This window comes from Paraburkholderia xenovorans LB400 (assembly GCF_000013645.1).
Lineage (GTDB): Bacteria > Pseudomonadota > Gammaproteobacteria > Burkholderiales > Burkholderiaceae > Paraburkholderia > Paraburkholderia xenovorans.
In genome coordinates this window covers 1418454-1437039 of sequence record NC_007951.1, presented here as the reverse complement: position 1 = coordinate 1437039, position 18586 = coordinate 1418454, and the positions used below count along the sequence as shown (strand labels likewise).

Annotated in this window: 11 protein-coding genes, 2 tRNA genes, 3 rRNA genes and 2 pseudogenes; 11 read left to right on the top strand and 7 right to left on the bottom strand. The window is 59.4% G+C overall.

The features are described from left to right. Positions 1-23: 23 nt before the first annotated feature. The 7 genes and pseudogenes from BXE_RS48130 to BXE_RS06250 all read left to right on the top strand — a co-directional run bounded on the left by BXE_RS48130 (position 24) and on the right by BXE_RS06250 (position 5858). Positions 24-254: a transposase gene (locus tag BXE_RS48130; protein ID WP_011487529.1), complete on the top strand. Its 231-nt coding sequence runs from the start codon at positions 24-26 to the stop codon at positions 252-254. Between the two features lie 135 nt (positions 255-389). Further along, complete coding sequence (tnpB, locus tag BXE_RS06270) at positions 390-740, top strand: IS66 family insertion sequence element accessory protein TnpB (RefSeq protein ID WP_011487528.1); 351 nt, start codon at positions 390-392, stop codon at positions 738-740. A gap of 29 nt (positions 741-769) precedes the next feature. Then, positions 770-2333 (top strand): annotated as a pseudogene (tnpC, locus tag BXE_RS06265) (IS66 family transposase). A gap of 38 nt (positions 2334-2371) precedes the next feature. Continuing rightward, a pseudogene (locus BXE_RS45395) lies at positions 2372-2488 on the top strand (IS1096 element passenger TnpR family protein); the annotation flags it as partial. Positions 2489-2715: 227 nt separating this feature from the next. After that, on the top strand, positions 2716-4200 hold the full coding sequence (gene istA, locus BXE_RS06260; protein ID WP_038456258.1) for an IS21 family transposase: 1485 nt from the start codon (positions 2716-2718) through the stop codon (positions 4198-4200). Further along, entirely contained in the window at positions 4197-5048 is an 852-nt protein-coding gene (gene istB / locus BXE_RS06255; protein WP_011487036.1) for an IS21-like element helper ATPase IstB, read from the top strand. The genes istA and istB overlap by 4 nt, the downstream gene beginning before the upstream one ends. Before the next feature lie 96 nt (positions 5049-5144). Further along, positions 5145-5858, top strand: a complete 714-nt coding sequence (locus tag BXE_RS06250) for a plasmid pRiA4b ORF-3 family protein (protein ID WP_011487526.1) — start codon at positions 5145-5147, stop codon at positions 5856-5858. Positions 5859-6188: 330 nt separating this feature from the next. Here BXE_RS06250 and rrf read toward each other — a convergent pair. The 6 genes from rrf to BXE_RS06220 form a co-directional block, all read right to left on the bottom strand. After that, positions 6189-6302, bottom strand: a 5S ribosomal RNA gene (gene rrf, locus BXE_RS06245). Positions 6303-6476: 174 nt separating this feature from the next. After that, positions 6477-9358 (bottom strand): 23S ribosomal RNA (locus BXE_RS06240). A gap of 294 nt (positions 9359-9652) precedes the next feature. Then, a tRNA-Ala gene (locus BXE_RS06235) sits at positions 9653-9728 on the bottom strand. A gap of 81 nt (positions 9729-9809) precedes the next feature. Beyond that, positions 9810-9886, bottom strand: a tRNA-Ile gene (locus BXE_RS06230). A 77-nt stretch (positions 9887-9963) separates the two neighbouring features. Next, positions 9964-11494 (bottom strand): 16S ribosomal RNA (locus BXE_RS06225). The 16S, 23S and 5S rRNA genes sit together here with 2 tRNA genes alongside, the layout of an rRNA operon. 484 nt (positions 11495-11978) lie before the next feature. Then, entirely contained in the window at positions 11979-13094 is a 1116-nt protein-coding gene (locus BXE_RS06220; RefSeq protein ID WP_011487525.1) for an AI-2E family transporter, read from the bottom strand. Positions 13095-13362: 268 nt separating this feature from the next. On the opposite strand from BXE_RS06220, the gene BXE_RS06215 reads away from it, so the two are divergent. The 4 genes from BXE_RS06215 (at position 13363) to BXE_RS06200 (ending at position 17293) form a co-directional block, all read left to right on the top strand. Continuing rightward, positions 13363-14577 (top strand): DUF2863 family protein, encoded by a 1215-nt coding sequence (locus tag BXE_RS06215; RefSeq protein ID WP_011487524.1) that lies wholly within the window; start codon positions 13363-13365, stop codon positions 14575-14577. A 225-nt stretch (positions 14578-14802) separates the two neighbouring features. Continuing rightward, a complete protein-coding gene (locus BXE_RS06210; protein WP_011487523.1) occupies positions 14803-15681 on the top strand; it encodes a response regulator transcription factor in 879 nt (292 codons plus the stop codon). 112 nt (positions 15682-15793) lie between these two features. Continuing rightward, entirely contained in the window at positions 15794-16468 is a 675-nt protein-coding gene (locus BXE_RS06205) for an energy-coupling factor ABC transporter permease (protein ID WP_011487522.1), read from the top strand. A 165-nt stretch (positions 16469-16633) separates the two neighbouring features. Next, positions 16634-17293, top strand: a complete 660-nt coding sequence (locus tag BXE_RS06200; RefSeq protein ID WP_011487521.1) for a BspC domain-containing protein — start codon at positions 16634-16636, stop codon at positions 17291-17293. A gap of 113 nt (positions 17294-17406) precedes the next feature. Here the strand turns inward: BXE_RS06200 and BXE_RS06195 are convergent, their stop codons facing one another. Then, positions 17407-18561 (bottom strand): M14 family metallopeptidase, encoded by a 1155-nt coding sequence (locus tag BXE_RS06195; protein ID WP_011487520.1) that lies wholly within the window; start codon positions 18559-18561, stop codon positions 17407-17409. Between the last annotated feature and the right edge of the window lie 25 nt (positions 18562-18586).

Sequence of the window (18586 nt, the reverse complement as noted above, 5' to 3'; positions counted from 1 at the left end):
ATCGGAAATCTAATGGGAATCAGATGATAGAAACCAAAGCTCGAGGTCGTCGGGTGGGTTCGAAGCACTATCCGCCGGAGTTTCGTGCGCAAGTGGTGGCCGAGACACGCGACCCAAACCGCTCAATTGCCGAGGTTGCGCACTCGCATGGACTGAATGCGAACCTCGTATCGATGTGGCGTAGCCGGGAGATGGGTACTGGAGTGGCGATACGATCAGCTTCTCCCCGAAACGTTTCTACCGGTGCAAATTGATACGCCGGCTTCGCCCCTGGAATCGATAGAGCCGTCGGTTGTTGTCATTGCGAGCGGTGCCATTCGCGTGCGTTTCGAGGGCCCTGCGGATCTGGAGGTATTGCGAACCGTGCTGGCCAGTCTGAGAGCTACGTCATGATGCCGGACCTGCCAGCCAGGACTCGCGTCTGGTTAGCTGCTGGCGTGACCGATATGTGTTCGGGCTTCAATGGTTTGGCCGCGAAAATGCAGACGGTGTTGGAGCGCGATCCGTTCAGCGGCCACGTGTTCGTGTTCCGCGGCCGGCGCGGTGATCTGATCAAAGTGCTGTGGTGGAGCGGCGATGACCTGTGCCTGCTGATGAAGCGCCTGGAGCGCGGACGGTTTGTGTGGCCGCGAGCCGATGGCGGCGTTGTCTGCCTGAGCCAGGCACAACTGTCGATGCTGCTCGAGGGCATCGATTGGCGACAGCCGGTTCGCACGATCGAGCCGGGTTCGGCGTTGTAAACCTTCCGACGCCCGCGTAAACTGCGGGCATGACCACGGCGAACGCATATCCGGACGACATCGAAGCGCTCAAGGCGATGCTGCTTGAGCGTGACGCGCGCATCGGCCACCTGGAAGATCTGGTCGAGTCGCACGAAGCCGTGGTGGCGACAGGCAAAGCCGAGATCGAGCATCTCAAGCTGCTGATCGCGAAGCTGCGCCGCATGGCGTTTGGGCGCAGTTCCGAGAAACTGGATCGCCAGATCGAGCAGCTCGAACTGAAGCTCGAGGATCTCGAAGCCGACGAAGGCGCAGCGCCCATCGAGATTCCGAAGACGTCGCACGCCGCAGTTGAGCAGATACAGCGCAAGCCGCTGCCAGAGCATCTGCCACGCGAAATACTGACGCACCTGCCGGAATCCGGCGACACCTGCACGACCTGCGGTGGAGCGATGAAGCTGCTCGGCGAAGACGTGTCCGAGCAACTTGAATACGTACCCGCCAGCTTCCGCGTGATCCGCCATGTGCGGCCCAAACTGGCCTGCTCGTGCTGTGATCGCATTGCCCAGGCACCGGCCCCCAGTCGCCCCGTCGAGCGTGGCCTGGCTGGCCCGGGCCTGCTGGCACACATGCTGGTCGCGAAGTTCGCGGACCATCTGCCGCTCTACCGCCAGGCCGTGATCTATGCCCGAGAAGGCGTGGAGTTGGATCGCTCACTGCTGGCGAAATAGGTCGGCCACGGCGCGAACCTGCTGCAACCGCTGGTCGATGCGCTACGCCGACACGTCATGGCGGCCACGAAGCTGCATGCCGACGATACGCCCGTGCCGGTGCTCGCGCCGGGAAATGGCAAGGCCAAGACCGAACGGTTGTGGGTGTATGTACGCGATAACCGGAACTCGGGAGACGTGACACCACCAGCCGTGTGGTTCTCGTACACGCCGGACCGGCAAAGGCATTCATCCGCAACAGCACCTCGAATCGTTCAGCGGCACGCTGCAGGCCGATGCGTATGGTGGCTACCGGGCGATCTACGAAACCGGGCGTGTTGCCGAAGCTGCTTGCTGGGCACATGCCCGGCGACAGTTCTACGAACTGCATGCCGCTCGGCCGAATGCCTTGAACACCGAAGCGCTAGAGCGCATCGGCGCGCTGCACAGGATCGAGGAAGCCATCCGGGGCAAGTCACCCGACGAACGCCGGGCCTATCGGCAGGCCCATGCCCGGCCACGACTCGATCAACTCCATACGTGGCTGAGCGCGACGCTGGAAACGCTCTCGCGTAAATCCGACACGGGTCGGGCGATTCTCTATGCCTTGAATCGATGGGAGGCATTGATGCGCTATTGCGACGGCGGCCAGTCAGAAATCGATAACTTGCCGGTCGAGCGTGCGTTGCGCGGCGTGGCCATTGGCCGGCGGGACTACTTGTTCGCCGGCGCTGACTCGGGCGGCGACCGGGGCGCCGCAATCTACAGTCTGATCGGCACGGCGAAGCTCAGCGGCATCGATCCCCAAGCGTATCTGCGCCATGTGCTCGGGCGTATTGCGGATCACCGGATCAACCGGATTGATGACTTGCTGCCCTGGGTGGTGACGCTCCCCGCACAGTGAAGGGATAATACCGCTGATACTCAGCCTCCGGAGATCAGATGGCCAAATCGTTCCAGCGCTATACCTTGCACGTGCAATTGCTGTATATCCAGCCGCCCGTCTGGCGTCGAATCACGGTCGAGGGCCCCGACTCGCTGCGCAAATTGCATCACATTGCCGCGCGTCAAACAAGATGAGAGCAGCGCGTCAATCTGGATGAGAGTACTGGCGTTGCGGCAGCGGTGGAGGGCGTAGCCCGGAACCGCTGCCGCAACGCCGCGCCGAGGAGTCCGCCCCGCTGCCGGGGTGCCTTGTCGGTGGTCGCGGTAAATCGGGTATGAACAGCTCTTCCATGTAGCGAAGGGAGGCTGAGTTGCCCGGCCGACACATCAACGACCATCAGATGAGGCTCTACATGAAGTACAGACTCAAGGAAGGACCAGCTCAAGCGGCTGCGCGCGCCGGGTTCAGCGCCGCCACGGGTTATCGCATCGATCGGGACCGGCGACTGCCATCGCAGAAGAAGGCCCCGCGCGGGCGTCGCCGGGCCGATCCCCTCGTCGCGATCTTTGACACCGAGATCGTGCCGCTGCTCCAGTCCGCCCCCGGCATCCGGCCGATAGCCGTACTCGACGAGATGCTTCGGCGCCATCCCGAGCTCCCGGGCAACGTGCGTCGCACTCTCGAGCGGCGTATTCGCGACTGGCGCGCCCTTCATGGCGAGGAACGTGACGTCATGTTCCGTCAGGTACACCAGCCCGGTCAGCTAGGCTTGTCCGACTTCACCGAGATGGACAGCCTGGGCATCACCGTGGCGGGTATCGCGCTGGACCACCGCCTCTATCACTTCCGGCTGGCCTGCTCGGGCTTTGAGCACGCTCACGTCATTCTCGGCGGCGAGAGCTATGTCGCGCTGGCCGAAGGGCTTCAGAACGCCATCTGGGCACTCGGAGGCGCACCGCGCGAGCACCGCAGCGACAGCCTGTCGGCGGCGTTCCGCAATCTCGATGCCGACGCGCGCGAGGATTTGACCACGCGTTATGATGCGCTGTGCGCTCACTACGGCATGCAGCCCACACGCAACAACCGTGGCGTTGCCCACGAGAACGGCTCCATCGAGAGCCCTCATGGGCACCTCAAGAACGCAGTGCGTGATGCGTTGCTTCTGCGCGGCAGTCACGACTTCGACGATCTCGATTCCTATCGCCGCTTCATCGACGAGATCGTCGGTCGAATCAACGCGCGTAATGGCAAACGCATTGAGGCCGAGCGTGCACTGCTTCAGCCGCTTCCGGTCCAGCGTACGTGCGACTACGAGGAAACGCGCGTGTACGTCACGACCACCTGCGGCTTCGTCCTGCGCAAGGTGTTCTATACCGTCCCGTCACGACTGATAGGCCATCACCTGCGCGTGCGGCTGTATGACGACCGCCTGGAGCTGTTCCTGGGCGGCACGGCCCTGATGACACTGCAGCGCGGCCGTGCGGGCCCCAATGGCAAGCACGGCCACGTCATCAACTACCGGCACGTCATCCACGCGCTGCGCCGCAAGCCCATGGCGCTGCTCAACCTGGTCTATCGCGATCAGATCTTTCCGCGCGAGGCCTATCGCCTGACCTTCGATCGCCTGCTCGAGCAGCTCCCGGAGCGTCAGGCATGCAGGACCATGGTTGAACTGCTTAGCCTGGCCCACGAGCACAACTGCGAAGCGCAACTGGCCCAGGCACTGCAGCAGTGTCTGGGCGATGGACGGTTACCCGACCTGGACACACTGTGTTCGCGTTTCGAAGCGAAGCGCACGAACAGCATGCCGGAGGTGAACGTCCAGCTGGCACCGCTGAGCGACTACGAAGCCCTGCTTGACATGGCAACGGAGGTGACGGCATGAGTCTCGACATCGACGCCACCCGCCTGTCGCTGCTGCTCAACGATTTGCGGCTGCCCGCCATCAAGCAGATCTGGTCCAGCTTTGCCGAGCGATCCGACACGGAAGGCTGGCCGGCAGCGCGCCTGCTGATGGCGCTGGCCGAACACGAGATCGCCGAGCGCGATCGACGCCGGGTCGAACGTCACCTCAGGGACGCAAAGCTGCTGCCGGGCAAGACGCTGGAGAACTTCGATTTCGACGCGGTGCCGATGGTGTCCCGCGCGCACGTCTCGGCGCTTTGCGCTGGCGACGGCTGGCTGCGTAACGGCACCAACCTGATTCTTCTGGGACCGAGTGGCGGTGGCAAGTCGCACTTGTCGTCGGCCATCGGACTGAGTCTGCTGGAGAAGGGCTGGAAGGTCCTGTTTGCGCGTACCACCGACCTCGTGCAGCGGTTGCAGGTCGCGCGCCGCGAACTCGCTCTGGAGTCCGCCATCAACCGGCTGGATCGCTTCGATTTGGTCATCCTGGACGATTTCGCCTATGTCAGCAAGGATCAGGCCGAGACGTCGGTCCTGTTCGAGCTCATCAGCGCCAGATATGAACGCCGTTCTCTTTGCATAACAGCAAATCAACCGTTCGGCGAATGGGACAAGGTCTTCCCCGACCGGGCCATGACGGTGGCCGCCGTCGACCGGCTGGTCCATCACTCGACCATCTTTGAGCTGAACGTCGAAAGCTACCGTCGCCGTACGGCCCTGCAGCGCAAGCAGCAGGAACCGGGACGCCCGGCCAGTCGCGCGACACCAAAGAACGTTGGCGTGCCACCGACACAGGAGGATCAGCACGGCATTGACCTCACCAACTGACCCGCTGTCTCATCCTGATTGACGCGCGGCTCGCAGGTAAAGCTAGCCGGCGTCAATCAACCCATCACCTTCCACGCCACCCCATTCTCATCCTGATTGTCGCGCAGCCAGAATACCTGCGGCGTCACACATTACACAGCAATCCTCAACGACGGAAGGCTTCAGCTTGATTGTCGCGCGACACCCGCTCGCCCGCGTCAATCAACACCGCGCGTCAATCAACAAACGCTTGCCAGCGTCAATCAACATCGGCATCATCATTCCTGCCGCGACATTCTCAACTTGATTGTCGCGCGTCTCTCATCCAGATTGTCGCGCCACAATCACATCCTGCAAGCTGCCTTCGGCTGGGAGGATACCCATCTCCACGACTTCCTGATCGACGGCAAGACCTATGCCCAGTTCGATATAGAAGCCGGATTGGAGTTCATGGACCTGACCAAGACGTTCGACGACCGGAAAACCAAACTGAACAAAGTTCTGCGACCTGACTCGCGCATCATCTATCGATATGACTTCGGTGATGGCTGGGATCATCAGATCAAGGTGGAGAGCATTGAAACGATTGAAGGCGAATCATGGGGCGAGTCCAAGGTCATCGATGGTGCTCGTGCCTGCCCGCCGGAAGATGTAGGTGGTGCGCCCGGGTACGAGATGTTCCTGACCACGCTGCGCGATACCCCTGACAGTGAGAAGGCGGATGACTATCGCCAATGGGTCGGTCCAGGCTTCGATCCGGAGCTATTCGATCGGCGTGCTGCCAACGCAGCGTTGATGCGGCTGGCGACCAATCGATGGGGCAATCGATAACACCGTCAAGACGGCGTTGGCGACACGCTTACCGTAGGAAGAATTGACGGAATTGATCAAACTGTTTTTTAGGACAGTTTGTGCCCGTGGGAAGGAGCTATTTTTTGCTCCAGTGTGGGCAGTTGTGAAAGGATAAAGGTCGAAATGGATCCCGAGACAAAATACTGGGAAACTGGAACTGACGGGCTACGCGGAGGCGGTGCGGCTGGGGAAGGAGTGAAGGCGGGTTTTTCGCGGCGGTTTTGCACGCTGCTTCTGTTCTGGATGGTGTGAGCGGTAAACGCAGAAACCCCACCTGTGTTGGGGTGGGGTTTCTGATGCTGCTTGGGAGCCTGACGATGACCTACTTTCACACGGGTAATCCGCACTATCATCGGCGTGGAGTCGTTTCACGGTCCTGTTCGGGATGGGAAGGGGTGGGACCGACTCGCTATGATCATCAGGCATGACTTGTTGCCGCGCTGGATTTCGGGCCAGCGAGGCCAATCGGGAAGAAGTAGTTTCTGGTGATGCTCACCAGGGGTGGAGCGTGGGGTTGTGTTGTTTCTGCTGGCACAACACGGATCACTCAACCGTGCGTGTCCTGTTTCCCCTGTGGGGATAAGACACACCTGTTATAGGATCAAGCCTTACGGGCAATTAGTATCAGTTAGCTTAACGCATTACTGCGCTTCCACACCTGACCTATCAACGTCCTGGTCTTGAACGACCCTTCAAGGGGCTCGAAGCCCCGGGGATATCTCATCTTAAGGCGAGTTTCCCGCTTAGATGCTTTCAGCGGTTATCTCTTCCGAACATAGCTACCCGGCGATGCCACTGGCGTGACAACCGGTACACCAGAGGTTCGTCCACTCCGGTCCTCTCGTACTAGGAGCAGCCCCCTTCAAATATCCAGCGCCCACGGCAGATAGGGACCAAACTGTCTCACGACGTTTTAAACCCAGCTCACGTACCTCTTTAAATGGCGAACAGCCATACCCTTGGGACCGGCTACAGCCCCAGGATGAGATGAGCCGACATCGAGGTGCCAAACACCGCCGTCGATATGAACTCTTGGGCGGTATCAGCCTGTTATCCCCAGAGTACCTTTTATCCGTTGAGCGATGGCCCTTCCATACAGAACCACCGGATCACTATGACCTGCTTTCGCACCTGCTCGACTTGTCGGTCTCGCAGTTAAGCACGCTTATGCCATTGCACTATCAGCACGATTTCCGACCGTACCTAGCGTACCTTCGTACTCCTCCGTTACACTTTGGGAGGAGACCGCCCCAGTCAAACTGCCTACCATGCACTGTCCCCGGTCCGGATAACGGACCAAGGTTAGAACCTCAAACAGACCAGGGTGGTATTTCAAGGTCGGCTCCACGCAGACTGGCGTCCACGCTTCAAAGCCTCCCACCTATCCTACACAGACCGGTTCAAAGTCCAATGCAAAGCTACAGTAAAGGTTCATGGGGTCTTTCCGTCTAGCCGCGGGGAGATTGCATCATCACAAACACTTCAACTTCGCTGAGTCTCGGGAGGAGACAGTGTGGCCATCGTTACGCCATTCGTGCAGGTCGGAACTTACCCGACAAGGAATTTCGCTACCTTAGGACCGTTATAGTTACGGCCGCCGTTTACCGGGACTTCAATCAGGAGCTTGCACCCCATCATTTAATCTTCCGGCACCGGGCAGGCGTCACACCCTATACGTCCACTTTCGTGTTTGCAGAGTGCTGTGTTTTTATTAAACAGTCGCAGCCACCAGTTTATTGCAACCCCTTCACCCTTCTGGCGCAGGCCAGTCAGGCTACAGGGGCGTACCTTATCCCGAAGTTACGGTACCAATTTGCCGAGTTCCTTCTCCCGAGTTCTCTCAAGCGCCTTAGAATACTCATCTCGCCCACCTGTGTCGGTTTGCGGTACGGTCTTGTTAAACTGAAGCTTAGAGGCTTTTCCTGGAACCACTTCCGATTGCTTCTTCACCGAAGTGAATGGCCTCGCACCCTTGAATCCTGCGCCCGGATTTGCCAAAGCGCCTTCTCCAATGCAAGGACCGGGACTTCCAACACCCGGACAACCTTCCGCGATCCGTCCCCCCATCGCATTTAACAATGGTGCAGGAATATTAACCTGCTTCCCATCAGCTACGCATTTCTGCCTCGCCTTAGGGGCCGACTCACCCTACGCCGATGAACGTTGCGTAGGAAACCTTGGGCTTACGGCGAGGGGGCCTTTCACCCCCTTTATCGCTACTCATGTCAGCATTCGCACTTCCGATACCTCCAGCACACTTTTCAATGCACCTTCGCAGGCTTACGGAACGCTCTCCTACCATGCATATAAATATGCATCCGCAGCTTCGGTATATTGCTTAGCCCCGTTACATCTTCCGCGCAGGACGACTCGATCAGTGAGCTATTACGCTTTCTTTAAAGGATGGCTGCTTCTAAGCCAACCTCCTGACTGTTTTAGCCTTCCCACTTCGTTTCCCACTTAGCAATATTTGGGGACCTTAGCTGGCGGTCTGGGTTGTTTCCCTCTTGACACCGGACGTTAGCACCCGATGTCTGTCTCCCGTGATTGCACTCTTCGGTATTCGGAGTTTGCTATGGCGTAGTAATCCGCAATGGACCCCACAACCATGACAGTGCTCTACCCCCGAAGGTGATACACGAGGCACTACCTAAATAGTTTTCGGAGAGAACCAGCTATTTCCAGGTTTGTTTAGCCTTTCACCCCTATCCACAGCTCATCCCCTAACTTTTCAACGTTAGTGGGTTCGGACCTCCAGTACGTGTTACCGCACCTTCATCCTGGCCATGGATAGATCACCTGGTTTCGGGTCTACACCCAGCGACTGAATCGCCCTGTTCGGACTCGCTTTCGCTACGCCTGCCCTAATCGGTTAAGCTTGCCACTGAATGTAAGTCGCTGACCCATTATACAAAAGGTACGCCGTCACCCTCTTTCAAAGGCTCCGACTGTTTGTATGCATGCGGTTTCAGGATCTGTTTCACTCCCCTCCCGGGGTTCTTTTCGCCTTTCCCTCACGGTACTGGTTCACTATCGGTCGATCACGAGTATTTAGCCTTGGAGGATGGTCCCCCCATCTTCAGACAGGATTTCACGTGTCCCGCCCTACTTCTCGCATACCTAGTTCTTCCATGATGTTTTCGTCTACAGGGCTATCACCTGCTATGGCAGCACTTTCCAGAGCTTTCGACTAACACTACGGATAAAGAATGCAGGCTGGTCCCATTTCGCTCGCCACTACTCTGGGAATCTCGGTTGATTTCTTTTCCTGCGGTTACTTAGATGTTTCAGTTCACCGCGTTCGCTTCACGCAGCCTATGGATTCAGCTACGGATGACCCATACGGGCCGGGTTTCCCCATTCGGATATCGGAGGATCAAAGCTCGTTTGCCAGCTCCCCTCCGCTTTTCGCAGGCTACCGCGTCCTTCATCGCCTGTGATCGCCAAGGCATCCACCACATGCACTTGTTCGCTTGACCCTATAACGGGTGTGTCTCTCGATACACACGCTACAGGTTGAGTATTCGTGTTGCGCCGTATTCCAAAGCAATCTTTCGATCACCTTTTCATACATTGATACAATCACAACCCTGATTCACCTACTCGCACACCCATCTCTAAGTATGCTTTCGTGAATCTCCTTACTACTTCTTCCTGATTGTTAAAGAACGACAGCCGATATCACGGTTGCTATAACCATGTATCACTCTGACTGGCTCAATCGCCAATGCACAACGCTCTGCTTCTTTCACAGAACGCTACGCATTGAGGATTGGTGGAGGATGACGGGATCGAACCGACGACCCCCTGCTTGCAAAGCAGGTGCTCTCCCAGCTGAGCTAATCCCCCAGTCATGCACACACCAGATCCGCCCTGCCCCCTTCGGGGGTGGGATGCCCGTAAGCGCTTAAGCGCCAACGATCATCGACATGGTGGGTCTGGATGGATTCGAACCATCGACCCCCGCCTTATCAAGACGGTGCTCTAACCGGCTGAGCTACAGACCCCTGAGTCTGTCTGCGTTTCTGTCTTTAATTCACAGCCGATAAGCGTGAGCGCTCAACGCTTGACACGTTAGCTCGGGAAAGGAGGTGATCCAGCCGCACCTTCCGATACGGCTACCTTGTTACGACTTCACCCCAGTCATGAATCCTACCGTGGTGACCGTCCTCCTTGCGGTTAGACTAGCCACTTCTGGTAAAACCCACTCCCATGGTGTGACGGGCGGTGTGTACAAGACCCGGGAACGTATTCACCGCGGCATGCTGATCCGCGATTACTAGCGATTCCAGCTTCACGCACCCGAGTTGCAGAGTGCGATCCGGACTACGATCGGTTTTCTGGGATTGGCTCCCCCTCGCGGGTTGGCGACCCTCTGTTCCGACCATTGTATGACGTGTGAAGCCCTACCCATAAGGGCCATGAGGACTTGACGTCATCCCCACCTTCCTCCGGTTTGTCACCGGCAGTCTCCCTGGAGTGCTCTTGCGTAGCAACTAGGGACAAGGGTTGCGCTCGTTGCGGGACTTAACCCAACATCTCACGACACGAGCTGACGACAGCCATGCAGCACCTGTGTTATGGCTCCCTTTCGGGCACATCCACCTCTCAGCAGACTTCCATACATGTCAAGGGTAGGTAAGGTTTTTCGCGTTGCATCGAATTAATCCACATCATCCACCGCTTGTGCGGGTCCCCGTCAATTCCTTTGAGTTTTAATCTTGCGACCGTACTCCCCAGGCGGTCAACTTCACGCGTTAGCTACGTTACCAAGTCAATGAAGACCCGACAACTAGTTGACATCGTTTAGGGCGTGGACTACCAGGGTATCTAATCCTGTTTGCTCCCCACGCTTTCGTGCATGAGCGTCAGTATTGGCCCAGGGGGCTGCCTTCGCCATCGGTATTCCTCCACATCTCTACGCATTTCACTGCTACACGTGGAATTCTACCCCCCTCTGCCATACTCTAGCCCGCCAGTCACAAATGCAGTTCCCAGGTTAAGCCCGGGGATTTCACATCTGTCTTAGCGAACCGCCTGCGCACGCTTTACGCCCAGTAATTCCGATTAACGCTTGCACCCTACGTATTACCGCGGCTGCTGGCACGTAGTTAGCCGGTGCTTATTCTTCCGGTACCGTCATCCCCCCACCGTATTAGGGCAGAGGTTTTCTTTCCGGACAAAAGTGCTTTACAACCCGAAGGCCTTCTTCACACACGCGGCATTGCTGGATCAGGCTTGCGCCCATTGTCCAAAATTCCCCACTGCTGCCTCCCGTAGGAGTCTGGGCCGTGTCTCAGTCCCAGTGTGGCTGGTCGTCCTCTCAGACCAGCTACAGATCGTCGCCTTGGTAGGCCTTTACCCCACCAACCAGCTAATCTGCCATCGGCCGCCCCTGTAGCGCGAGGTCCGAAGATCCCCCGCTTTCCTCCGCAGAGCGTATGCGGTATTAATCCGGCTTTCGCCGGGCTATCCCCCACTACAGGACACGTTCCGATGTATTACTCACCCGTTCGCCACTCGCCACCAGGGTTGCCCCCGTGCTGCCGTTCGACTTGCATGTGTAAGGCATGCCGCCAGCGTTCAATCTGAGCCAGGATCAAACTCTTCAGTTCAAACCTGTTACTGTTTTTCGGGCTCTTTCGAGCCCGGTCGCTCACTCAACGTACTGACGAATGATCCAACCATCTTGCGACAGTCAAACCTTCCTTTCATTACTGCGTGAGACCTGATACTTCCGCTTTACGGCAGATCCCGGAAGATCCGCCCCGCATCGCGCATCAAGCGCCCACACTTATCGGCTGTTAATTTTTAAAGATCGGGTCCGCATTCACCACCAAACCGCCACCGGGAAACCTCAACAACCCACCACCCGGTACCGCTTCGTTCTGCGTCGCTGCATCAGCAGCAGAGAGACGAGATTATGAATAACTTTCGCTACGTCGTCAACAGGTTTTTCCAACTTTTCCAACCCGCCCACTTCGCTGAAAGCCTTGCCACTGCTGGCTCTCCCGCCTCCCGCGCCCCGTTGTCCGGAGCACGAAAGAGCGAGATTCTAGCGAGCCACACCCCGTCTTGCAAGCGTTATCTGGAATTTATTCAAGGCGCCTTTTTTATACCACCCCGCTCATCGATGACAGGTACTTTCACATCAGGCGCCAACGCACGCGCAGCCGGCGCGCCGATGGTCCAGTCGTGAAGCACGGTATAGGCGACCGCCAGCAAAGTCGGGCCGATGAAAACGCCAAGAAAACCAAAAGCAAATGCGCCGCCAAGAATACCCAGCATCACAAGGATCAAGGGCATGTCGCTATTCTTGCCGATCAGGATCGGCTTGATGACGTTGTCGGACATGCCGACGACCAGCACACCCCACACCACCAGAAAGATCGCCCAGCCAGTCGCGCCGCCGTGGTACAGCCAGATCGCCGCAGGCAACCAGACGACCACCGGACCGCCCGGTATCACGGACAGGAAGAATGTCGCCAGCCCCAATAGCGCTGGCGCCGGCACGCCCGCGATCCAGCATCCGAATCCGGCCAGAATCCCCTGTACGAGTGCCGTGCCGAGAATCCCATAGACCACGCCCTTCACCGTGCTGCCAGCCAGCGCCAGCAGGTAGTCGGCACGCTCGCCGGCAACACGCCGCATGCCCGCATTCAACCAGGCGGCGGCACCCTCGCCTCCCGTATAAAAGAAGAAAGCGAGCACGATGCTCAACGCCAACAGCCCGAGACCATGCGTAACCGCAATCGCAGCCGCCAGAATCCACTTGCCGGCGGGTGCCGCTAGCGTACGCAATTGCGCGATCAGTTCCGAATTGCTGCTTGTGAGACGCTCCCAGAATGCCTCGATGCTGGAACCCACCAGAGGAATCCGGGCAACCCACGGCGGCAAATCCGGCAAACCGGCCTCAAAGAGCCGTTGAACCAGCGCGACGATGTCGTGCACGCGCGCACCAAAGGCAAAGCCCGCATAGACGAACGGCCCAAGCACCACAATCAGAATGATGAGCACGATCAACGTGGCCGCCCACTTGCGCCGCCCCCCGAGAGCCGCGGTCAGCCTTCTGTACAAGCCCCAGGAGCTATAGCTGAGAATGGCGCCCCATAGCAGCGCGGTCGTGAAAGGCGCCAGCACCAGCAGCGATCCGCCCACCAGGATAATCAGCGCGAACACAGCGGCAAGACGTTCGATCAGTTGGTCCGATTTCATGTTGAATCTCCTGTTACGCCAAACGCCCGGCGACGAGTAGACATACCTTTATCAGACGTCCGCTGAAAGGGTCAGTATAGAGGCGAGTCACGCGTCCGGGAGCGTCTTATAACATTGGGCCAGGTCGCCGTGCAACGATCCGCAGGCGCGCTCAACAGGCTGATTTTTCGTGTGGAAACGTCCTAATTCATCCGGCATCGCCGCCCAAATAATATGGCGGCATAGAAAAGACTAGAATATAAGGTTGTACACCCCAACTTCCGGATTTATGCGCTCGCGAATCGCCAAACGTCTCCCACCCGATGCCGACAAGCTCGTCGGTCTTTCGCTCGCGCTTTTCGCGTCGGGCAGCCGCACCGAGGATCGCTTCTGGGAAGCAAAGCTCGATGCGCTGCTGGCCAAGATCGTCCGCAATGCCAACCAGACTACGCTGGACGCCGCGCTCGATCATCTACAGCAAAATCATCCCGACGCGTATGGTGCGCTCGCCGATATGGCGGAAACGCACAGCGAGTCGTTCATCCTCGAACACGAAGGCGTGCCTTACGAAGCGCTGCTGATCGCCGCGCCCGTGCTCGCCTGGACCCGCTACATGATTCCGTCCGGCCCGCTCAAGGCCGACGCCGCAGACGCCCTGCGCGCGCATCTGCAAGCTCACGTGCTCGCCGCGAATACGCGGGTCGCCATGGCGCCTTTCCTGTACAGCATCGATCAACTGCCGCGTCATCATGTCGAAACCTGGCGCATTGCCCAGCAACTCGCTCAGGCAGCCATGACCGGCGGCAACGTGAAACTGAATTTCGGCGAGTTGCCGGAGACTTCGCCGATTCTGGCCGACCCGCGCTTCCTGCTGGCCGTGGTCGCGGCGCCGGTGGGCGAGCCCACGTTCCGCTGGCAGGAAGAAGAGCACGGCAGCCGGATCGAGCGCGGCCAATGCCTTGAACAATGGGCCACGCAAGGCGGCGCCAATCTGTCGCTGGTGTTGCCCGGCTGCGAATTCGAGTGTCTGTTACCGGACGCCTATTACTCGGCCTGCCGTGATGCCGACGAGAGCGTACGCCCTCACACCGTGCGCACCGCCGTGCGCTATCTGTTCGACACGATCGGCGCGGTGCCTCAGGAATTGCGCGCGGTCGTGGCGGGCTTCGGCGAACGCCGTATCGACGAATACCGCGTCGGCTTCACGCGCCGGGGCAGCAACGACGTGATCTACGGCGTCGTATGGCCACTGTACGGCCGTGAGAACGGCGAGCCCGGCATCGACGAAGAGCCGCAAGAAACGGCCGCTTCGGACGATCCGCTCGAAGAAATCGTCGCATTGCTCAAGGAGACGGGCGTGACCGAGGTGCGTCGGCACGCCGGCCGCTTCGAGCCGGAATATTGCGACGACTGTGGCGTGCCGCTCTATGCCGACCCGCTCGGCGAAATCGTCCATGCCGAAATGCCGGAGGACGCGGAGCCCGCGCAGCCGCACTTCCATTGAGCATGGCCGCCGGCGCGTTTCGCGCCACATAAAAAAGCCCCGTCGCGCGCGGGGCTTTTTTTGTATCCGATCTTCTCCATGTCATTCCTCTTATGCCTTTTGGACAGGCCGTCAAGTTGAAGGGAATTTGTCATCATAGGGACGGCGACGTATCGCAACGCATCCGGCTCTCACTCGCCGCGCGTCTGCATCGCGCCACTTCGCCCGATTCATCTGGAGACATGCATGCGATTCTCGATACTCAACTCAAACGCGGAACGACGTGATGGGCTCAAAGCACTACTGCGGCAAATTGACCGGCTCGCGCGTTTTAACGAAGCGCAAGACTGGCGTCAGGTTGAACGCCCGCTCAAGCGTCAGCGGCCCGACCTGCTCGTGATCGATTGGCAGGACTGGATGTCGATCGCGGATACGCGCCATCTGCTCAGTCACTACCCTGATCTGCGCATTGCGGTGCTAACCGACCAGATCTCGCCGGTCTCCGTGCGAGAGCTCATGGACGAAGGCGTGCTCGGCGTCGTGCCGCGCGACACCGACCCGTGTCTGATCGTGCGCGCGTTTGAAATGGTGCTGCTGGGCGGTCACTACGTGCCACCCGGCGCACTGGCGCTCGATCCTCCTCTGCCACCGGATATCGCCATCCGGCCGTTCGACGAAAAAAGCCCACCGCCACGCCGCACCAAACTGGCCAACGGGCTGTCACCCCGTCAGCAGCAGATCATGCGCTGCGTCCACATGGGCAGCACCAACAAGATGATCGCGCGCACCCTCGGCATCAGCGAGGGCACCGTCAAGATCCATCTGACCAGCATATTCCAGCAGCTCGGCGCGCCAAATCGCGCCGCCGCGGTCGCGCTCTACAACGGTTGGCTGTCAAACCATCTACAGGTATTGCGCAACGACGCCGACGGCCCGATTCGCCCGATCATGGGACAAGCCGGCATAGTGCCCTTGCGTCGCCGCACGCGACGGCGCTTCCAGTATCCGTTGCCCGCCAACGACACGGCCGCCCTGTTGCCGATGGCCGCCGAACCGGGCACGCAATATGGCGATGCGCCCGCCGCCGGACCGGCAGCGGACCCGCTTCCACAAGGTCCCGCATGAGCGGCGCGGGTGCGCGCAACAGAACCCGGGCGGGCATTTTCTGACAGCGTTTGCGCCTGCTGGCATGGAATCCGCTCACACCTTTTCTCGTCCAACGAGTAATATGAGACTCATGGGTTTCCTCTACACACCGCTTCCGTTCTGGGTCGCTGTCGGTGGCTGGACCGCCACTGCGATAGTGGTCGCGCTCGCGCTGTGGAAAAATCCTTTCAAACGACTTCAGGACGGCACACTGCAGCATGTCTGGCTTGCGATCATCGTCGCAGTGTCGGTGCTGTGGGCCAGCAATGCATGGCTCGACGACGGCACCGTCATGCATCTGCTCGGTGCCACGCTAGTCGTCACGTTATTCGACTGGGCGCTGGCGCTGATCGCCATGGCGGTGGTCACGGGTCTTGCGGCCGTCGTCTTCGATGCTCCCTGGCAGGGTATCGCGCTAACCTTCCTCGTGTACGGCGCGCTGCCAGTCGGCATTTCGACTCTGGTTCAACGCATCAGCATCGCGTGGCTGCCGCGCAATCTCTTCATGTTCATCTTCGGCCAGGGGTTTGTCTCGCCTGCCATTGCCGTGTCTCTTACGGCGGCCGCGGCGCTCGGCGTTCATATCGCGCTCGTCGGCGGCTCGATGAGCGTAATACCCGCCGGCTACGCATTCAGTGTGCTTCTACTTGCCACAGGGGAAGCCTGGTTCACCGGCATGTCGACGGCGTTGATCGCGGTCTATCGTCCTGCGTGGGTCACCACTTATGACGTACGGAGATATCGATTGGGCGGACCACGCACCTGACACTCGCATCGACCACGAACGCCTGTTGACGGCAATGAGCGGCGCGGGCTCGCGTCGAGCCGCCCGCGCACCACGACAGGACAAAATATTTGTGTCAGGATTGAACTCCACCCTCTCGCGGGGCATCTTACGTGCCTCATGTCTCATTAGCGTCTAACGAACTAGATGGATCGTACCAACGTACCGCGCCGATTGCTGCGGTTGGTCGGCCGGTTGGCAACATGTGCGGCGAGTCTCTCGCTCATATGCTCCACCTCCGCGCTCGCCGATCAACTCGAGCAGCACAATGATCTCGTCAACAAGCTTGTCAATGAAATGCACGCGGACCCGCTCGTTGCGGACTGCGCGGCTCATGGCAACTTTGTCGCCAGCACGTCGACCGCCTTCGACCACGTCGAATTTCCACCCAGCTCATTCGATAGCGCGCATGCCTCGGTCACGCCGTGGAACGACTCGTTCGACGAGGGCAAGCAGCGCGTCAAGGTAGACAACATCGTCACAGTCGAAGGGCTTGGCATCCGCCAGAGCGGCGACGGCGACCCGGCCGATCTGAAGTTCCGCTGCGGCTATGTCGGCACGCAGATGCTGGCGTTCAGCTGGAACGATCCGGTGCCCCCGGCCCGCGCGCGCAGCTCGGAACCCTCGGGGTCGCGAGTGTCGTCCGGCAAGCACAAGAGCGCCAAGGGCAAGCACACGGCAAGCGGCAAAACCACCAGGAAGGCGACCACGAAGTCTTCGAAATCGAGCCCGGCCAAGTCGTCGTCGCGAACGAGCACCGGCAAGGCCACCGCAAAGAAGGCGCCGGCAAAGAAGAAAACCCAGTAGCGGCCCGCGGCTGCGGCATCATGTCGCCCGAGCCGCCGGTCCGACGGGTGACGCAATGAAAAACGAGGCACACGCTTCATGGTGTGTGCCTCGTTTTTTATGCGGAACACGGTTTAAGCAAACGTCTCCACGTGCCGCAAGATCGCCTGAAGCATCGCGGCGCCAAGCGACGCGCTACGCTCGCCGTTCCAGCCCACCCGTTCGTCGGGCAGATTGGCGTTGTCCTTGAACGGCATCTCCAGGGTCAGCGACAGGCAGCCGAATTCGTTGCCGATGTACTTCGACGCCAGCTTCAGTGCGTCCTCGCGATATTTGCTCGCGGCGTAGCCGTGCTTGTCCTGGAAATCGGGGCTCGCATGCTTGAACGCTTCGATAAACGCCTGCTGCTCTTCCCGCTGCCGCTCGGTGAAACCCGGCAGCATTTCGGAGCCGGCCACGAACACGTAAGGCAGCGCTTCGTCGCCGTGAATATCGAAGAACAGGTCGCAGCCGGTGGCGTGAATCGCGTCGCGCACCACCAGCACCTCGGGGCTGCGCGCGGCATCCGGCTCCATCCATTCGCGATTCAGATTCGCGCCAGCCGCATTCGTGCGCAGATTGCCGTGCACGCTGCCGTCCGGATTCATATTCGGCACGATATAGAAGACAGCGTGATCGTAGAGCTTGCGCGCCACCGGGTCTCCCGCCCAATCGCCCCAACCTGCGAGCCGCTTCACGAGACCTTCGATAAACCATTCGGCCATTGTCTCGCCGGGGTGCTGGCGCGCGATCAGCCAGATCTTCTTTTTGGGCGTGTCGCCGGTTTGCGGCGTGCCGAGCGTGAGCAACGACATGGGCCGGCCTTCGACGGTCGTGCCCAATTCCGTGAGCGTCGCCTGCGGCATCTGCTGCACCGCGCCCAGAAACTCCGAATGACGCTCCTCGCTGTACGGCTCGAAATACGCGTAGTAAATACGGTCGAAATCCGGCGTGTGATCGATTGTCAACACGCGGCCGTCGTACGACGTAGGCACACGGAACCAGTTCACCCGGTCATAGCTCGCCACGGCCTGATAGTCGCGCCAGCCTTCGGCAAAAGCGCACGCGGCGGCATTTTCGAAGGTCATCACACAGCGCTCGCCCGCCGCGCCGGATAACCGGAAGTAGAACCACTGCGCAAACTCGGCATGGCTGTCCGGCCGCACGCGCAAACGGATCTTGCCCGCTTCTTCACAGGACAGCACCTCGATCGCGCCTGCGTCGAAGTGGCTCGTAATGGATAACGTCATGATGTTTCTTCCCTGCTTGTGGGCG

What these genes read in the sequence shown, in the direction of transcription:
- BXE_RS48130 (WP_011487529.1), top strand. Translation starts at nt 24, where the DNA reads ATGATAGAAACCAAAGCTCGAGGTCGTCGGGTGGGTTCGAAGCACTAT.
- tnpB (WP_011487528.1), top strand. Translation starts at nt 390, where the DNA reads ATGATGCCGGACCTGCCAGCCAGGACTCGCGTCTGGTTAGCTGCTGGC.
- istA (WP_038456258.1), top strand. Translation starts at nt 2,716, where the DNA reads ATGAGGCTCTACATGAAGTACAGACTCAAGGAAGGACCAGCTCAAGCG.
- istB (WP_011487036.1), top strand. Translation starts at nt 4,197, where the DNA reads ATGAGTCTCGACATCGACGCCACCCGCCTGTCGCTGCTGCTCAACGAT.
- BXE_RS06220 (WP_011487525.1), bottom strand. Translation starts at nt 13,094, where the DNA reads ATGAAATCGGACCAACTGATCGAACGTCTTGCCGCTGTGTTCGCGCTG.
- BXE_RS06215 (WP_011487524.1), top strand. Translation starts at nt 13,363, where the DNA reads ATGCGCTCGCGAATCGCCAAACGTCTCCCACCCGATGCCGACAAGCTC.
- BXE_RS06210 (WP_011487523.1), top strand. Translation starts at nt 14,803, where the DNA reads ATGCGATTCTCGATACTCAACTCAAACGCGGAACGACGTGATGGGCTC.
- BXE_RS06205 (WP_011487522.1), top strand. Translation starts at nt 15,794, where the DNA reads ATGGGTTTCCTCTACACACCGCTTCCGTTCTGGGTCGCTGTCGGTGGC.
- BXE_RS06200 (WP_011487521.1), top strand. Translation starts at nt 16,634, where the DNA reads ATGGATCGTACCAACGTACCGCGCCGATTGCTGCGGTTGGTCGGCCGG.
- BXE_RS06195 (WP_011487520.1), bottom strand. Translation starts at nt 18,561, where the DNA reads ATGACGTTATCCATTACGAGCCACTTCGACGCAGGCGCGATCGAGGTG.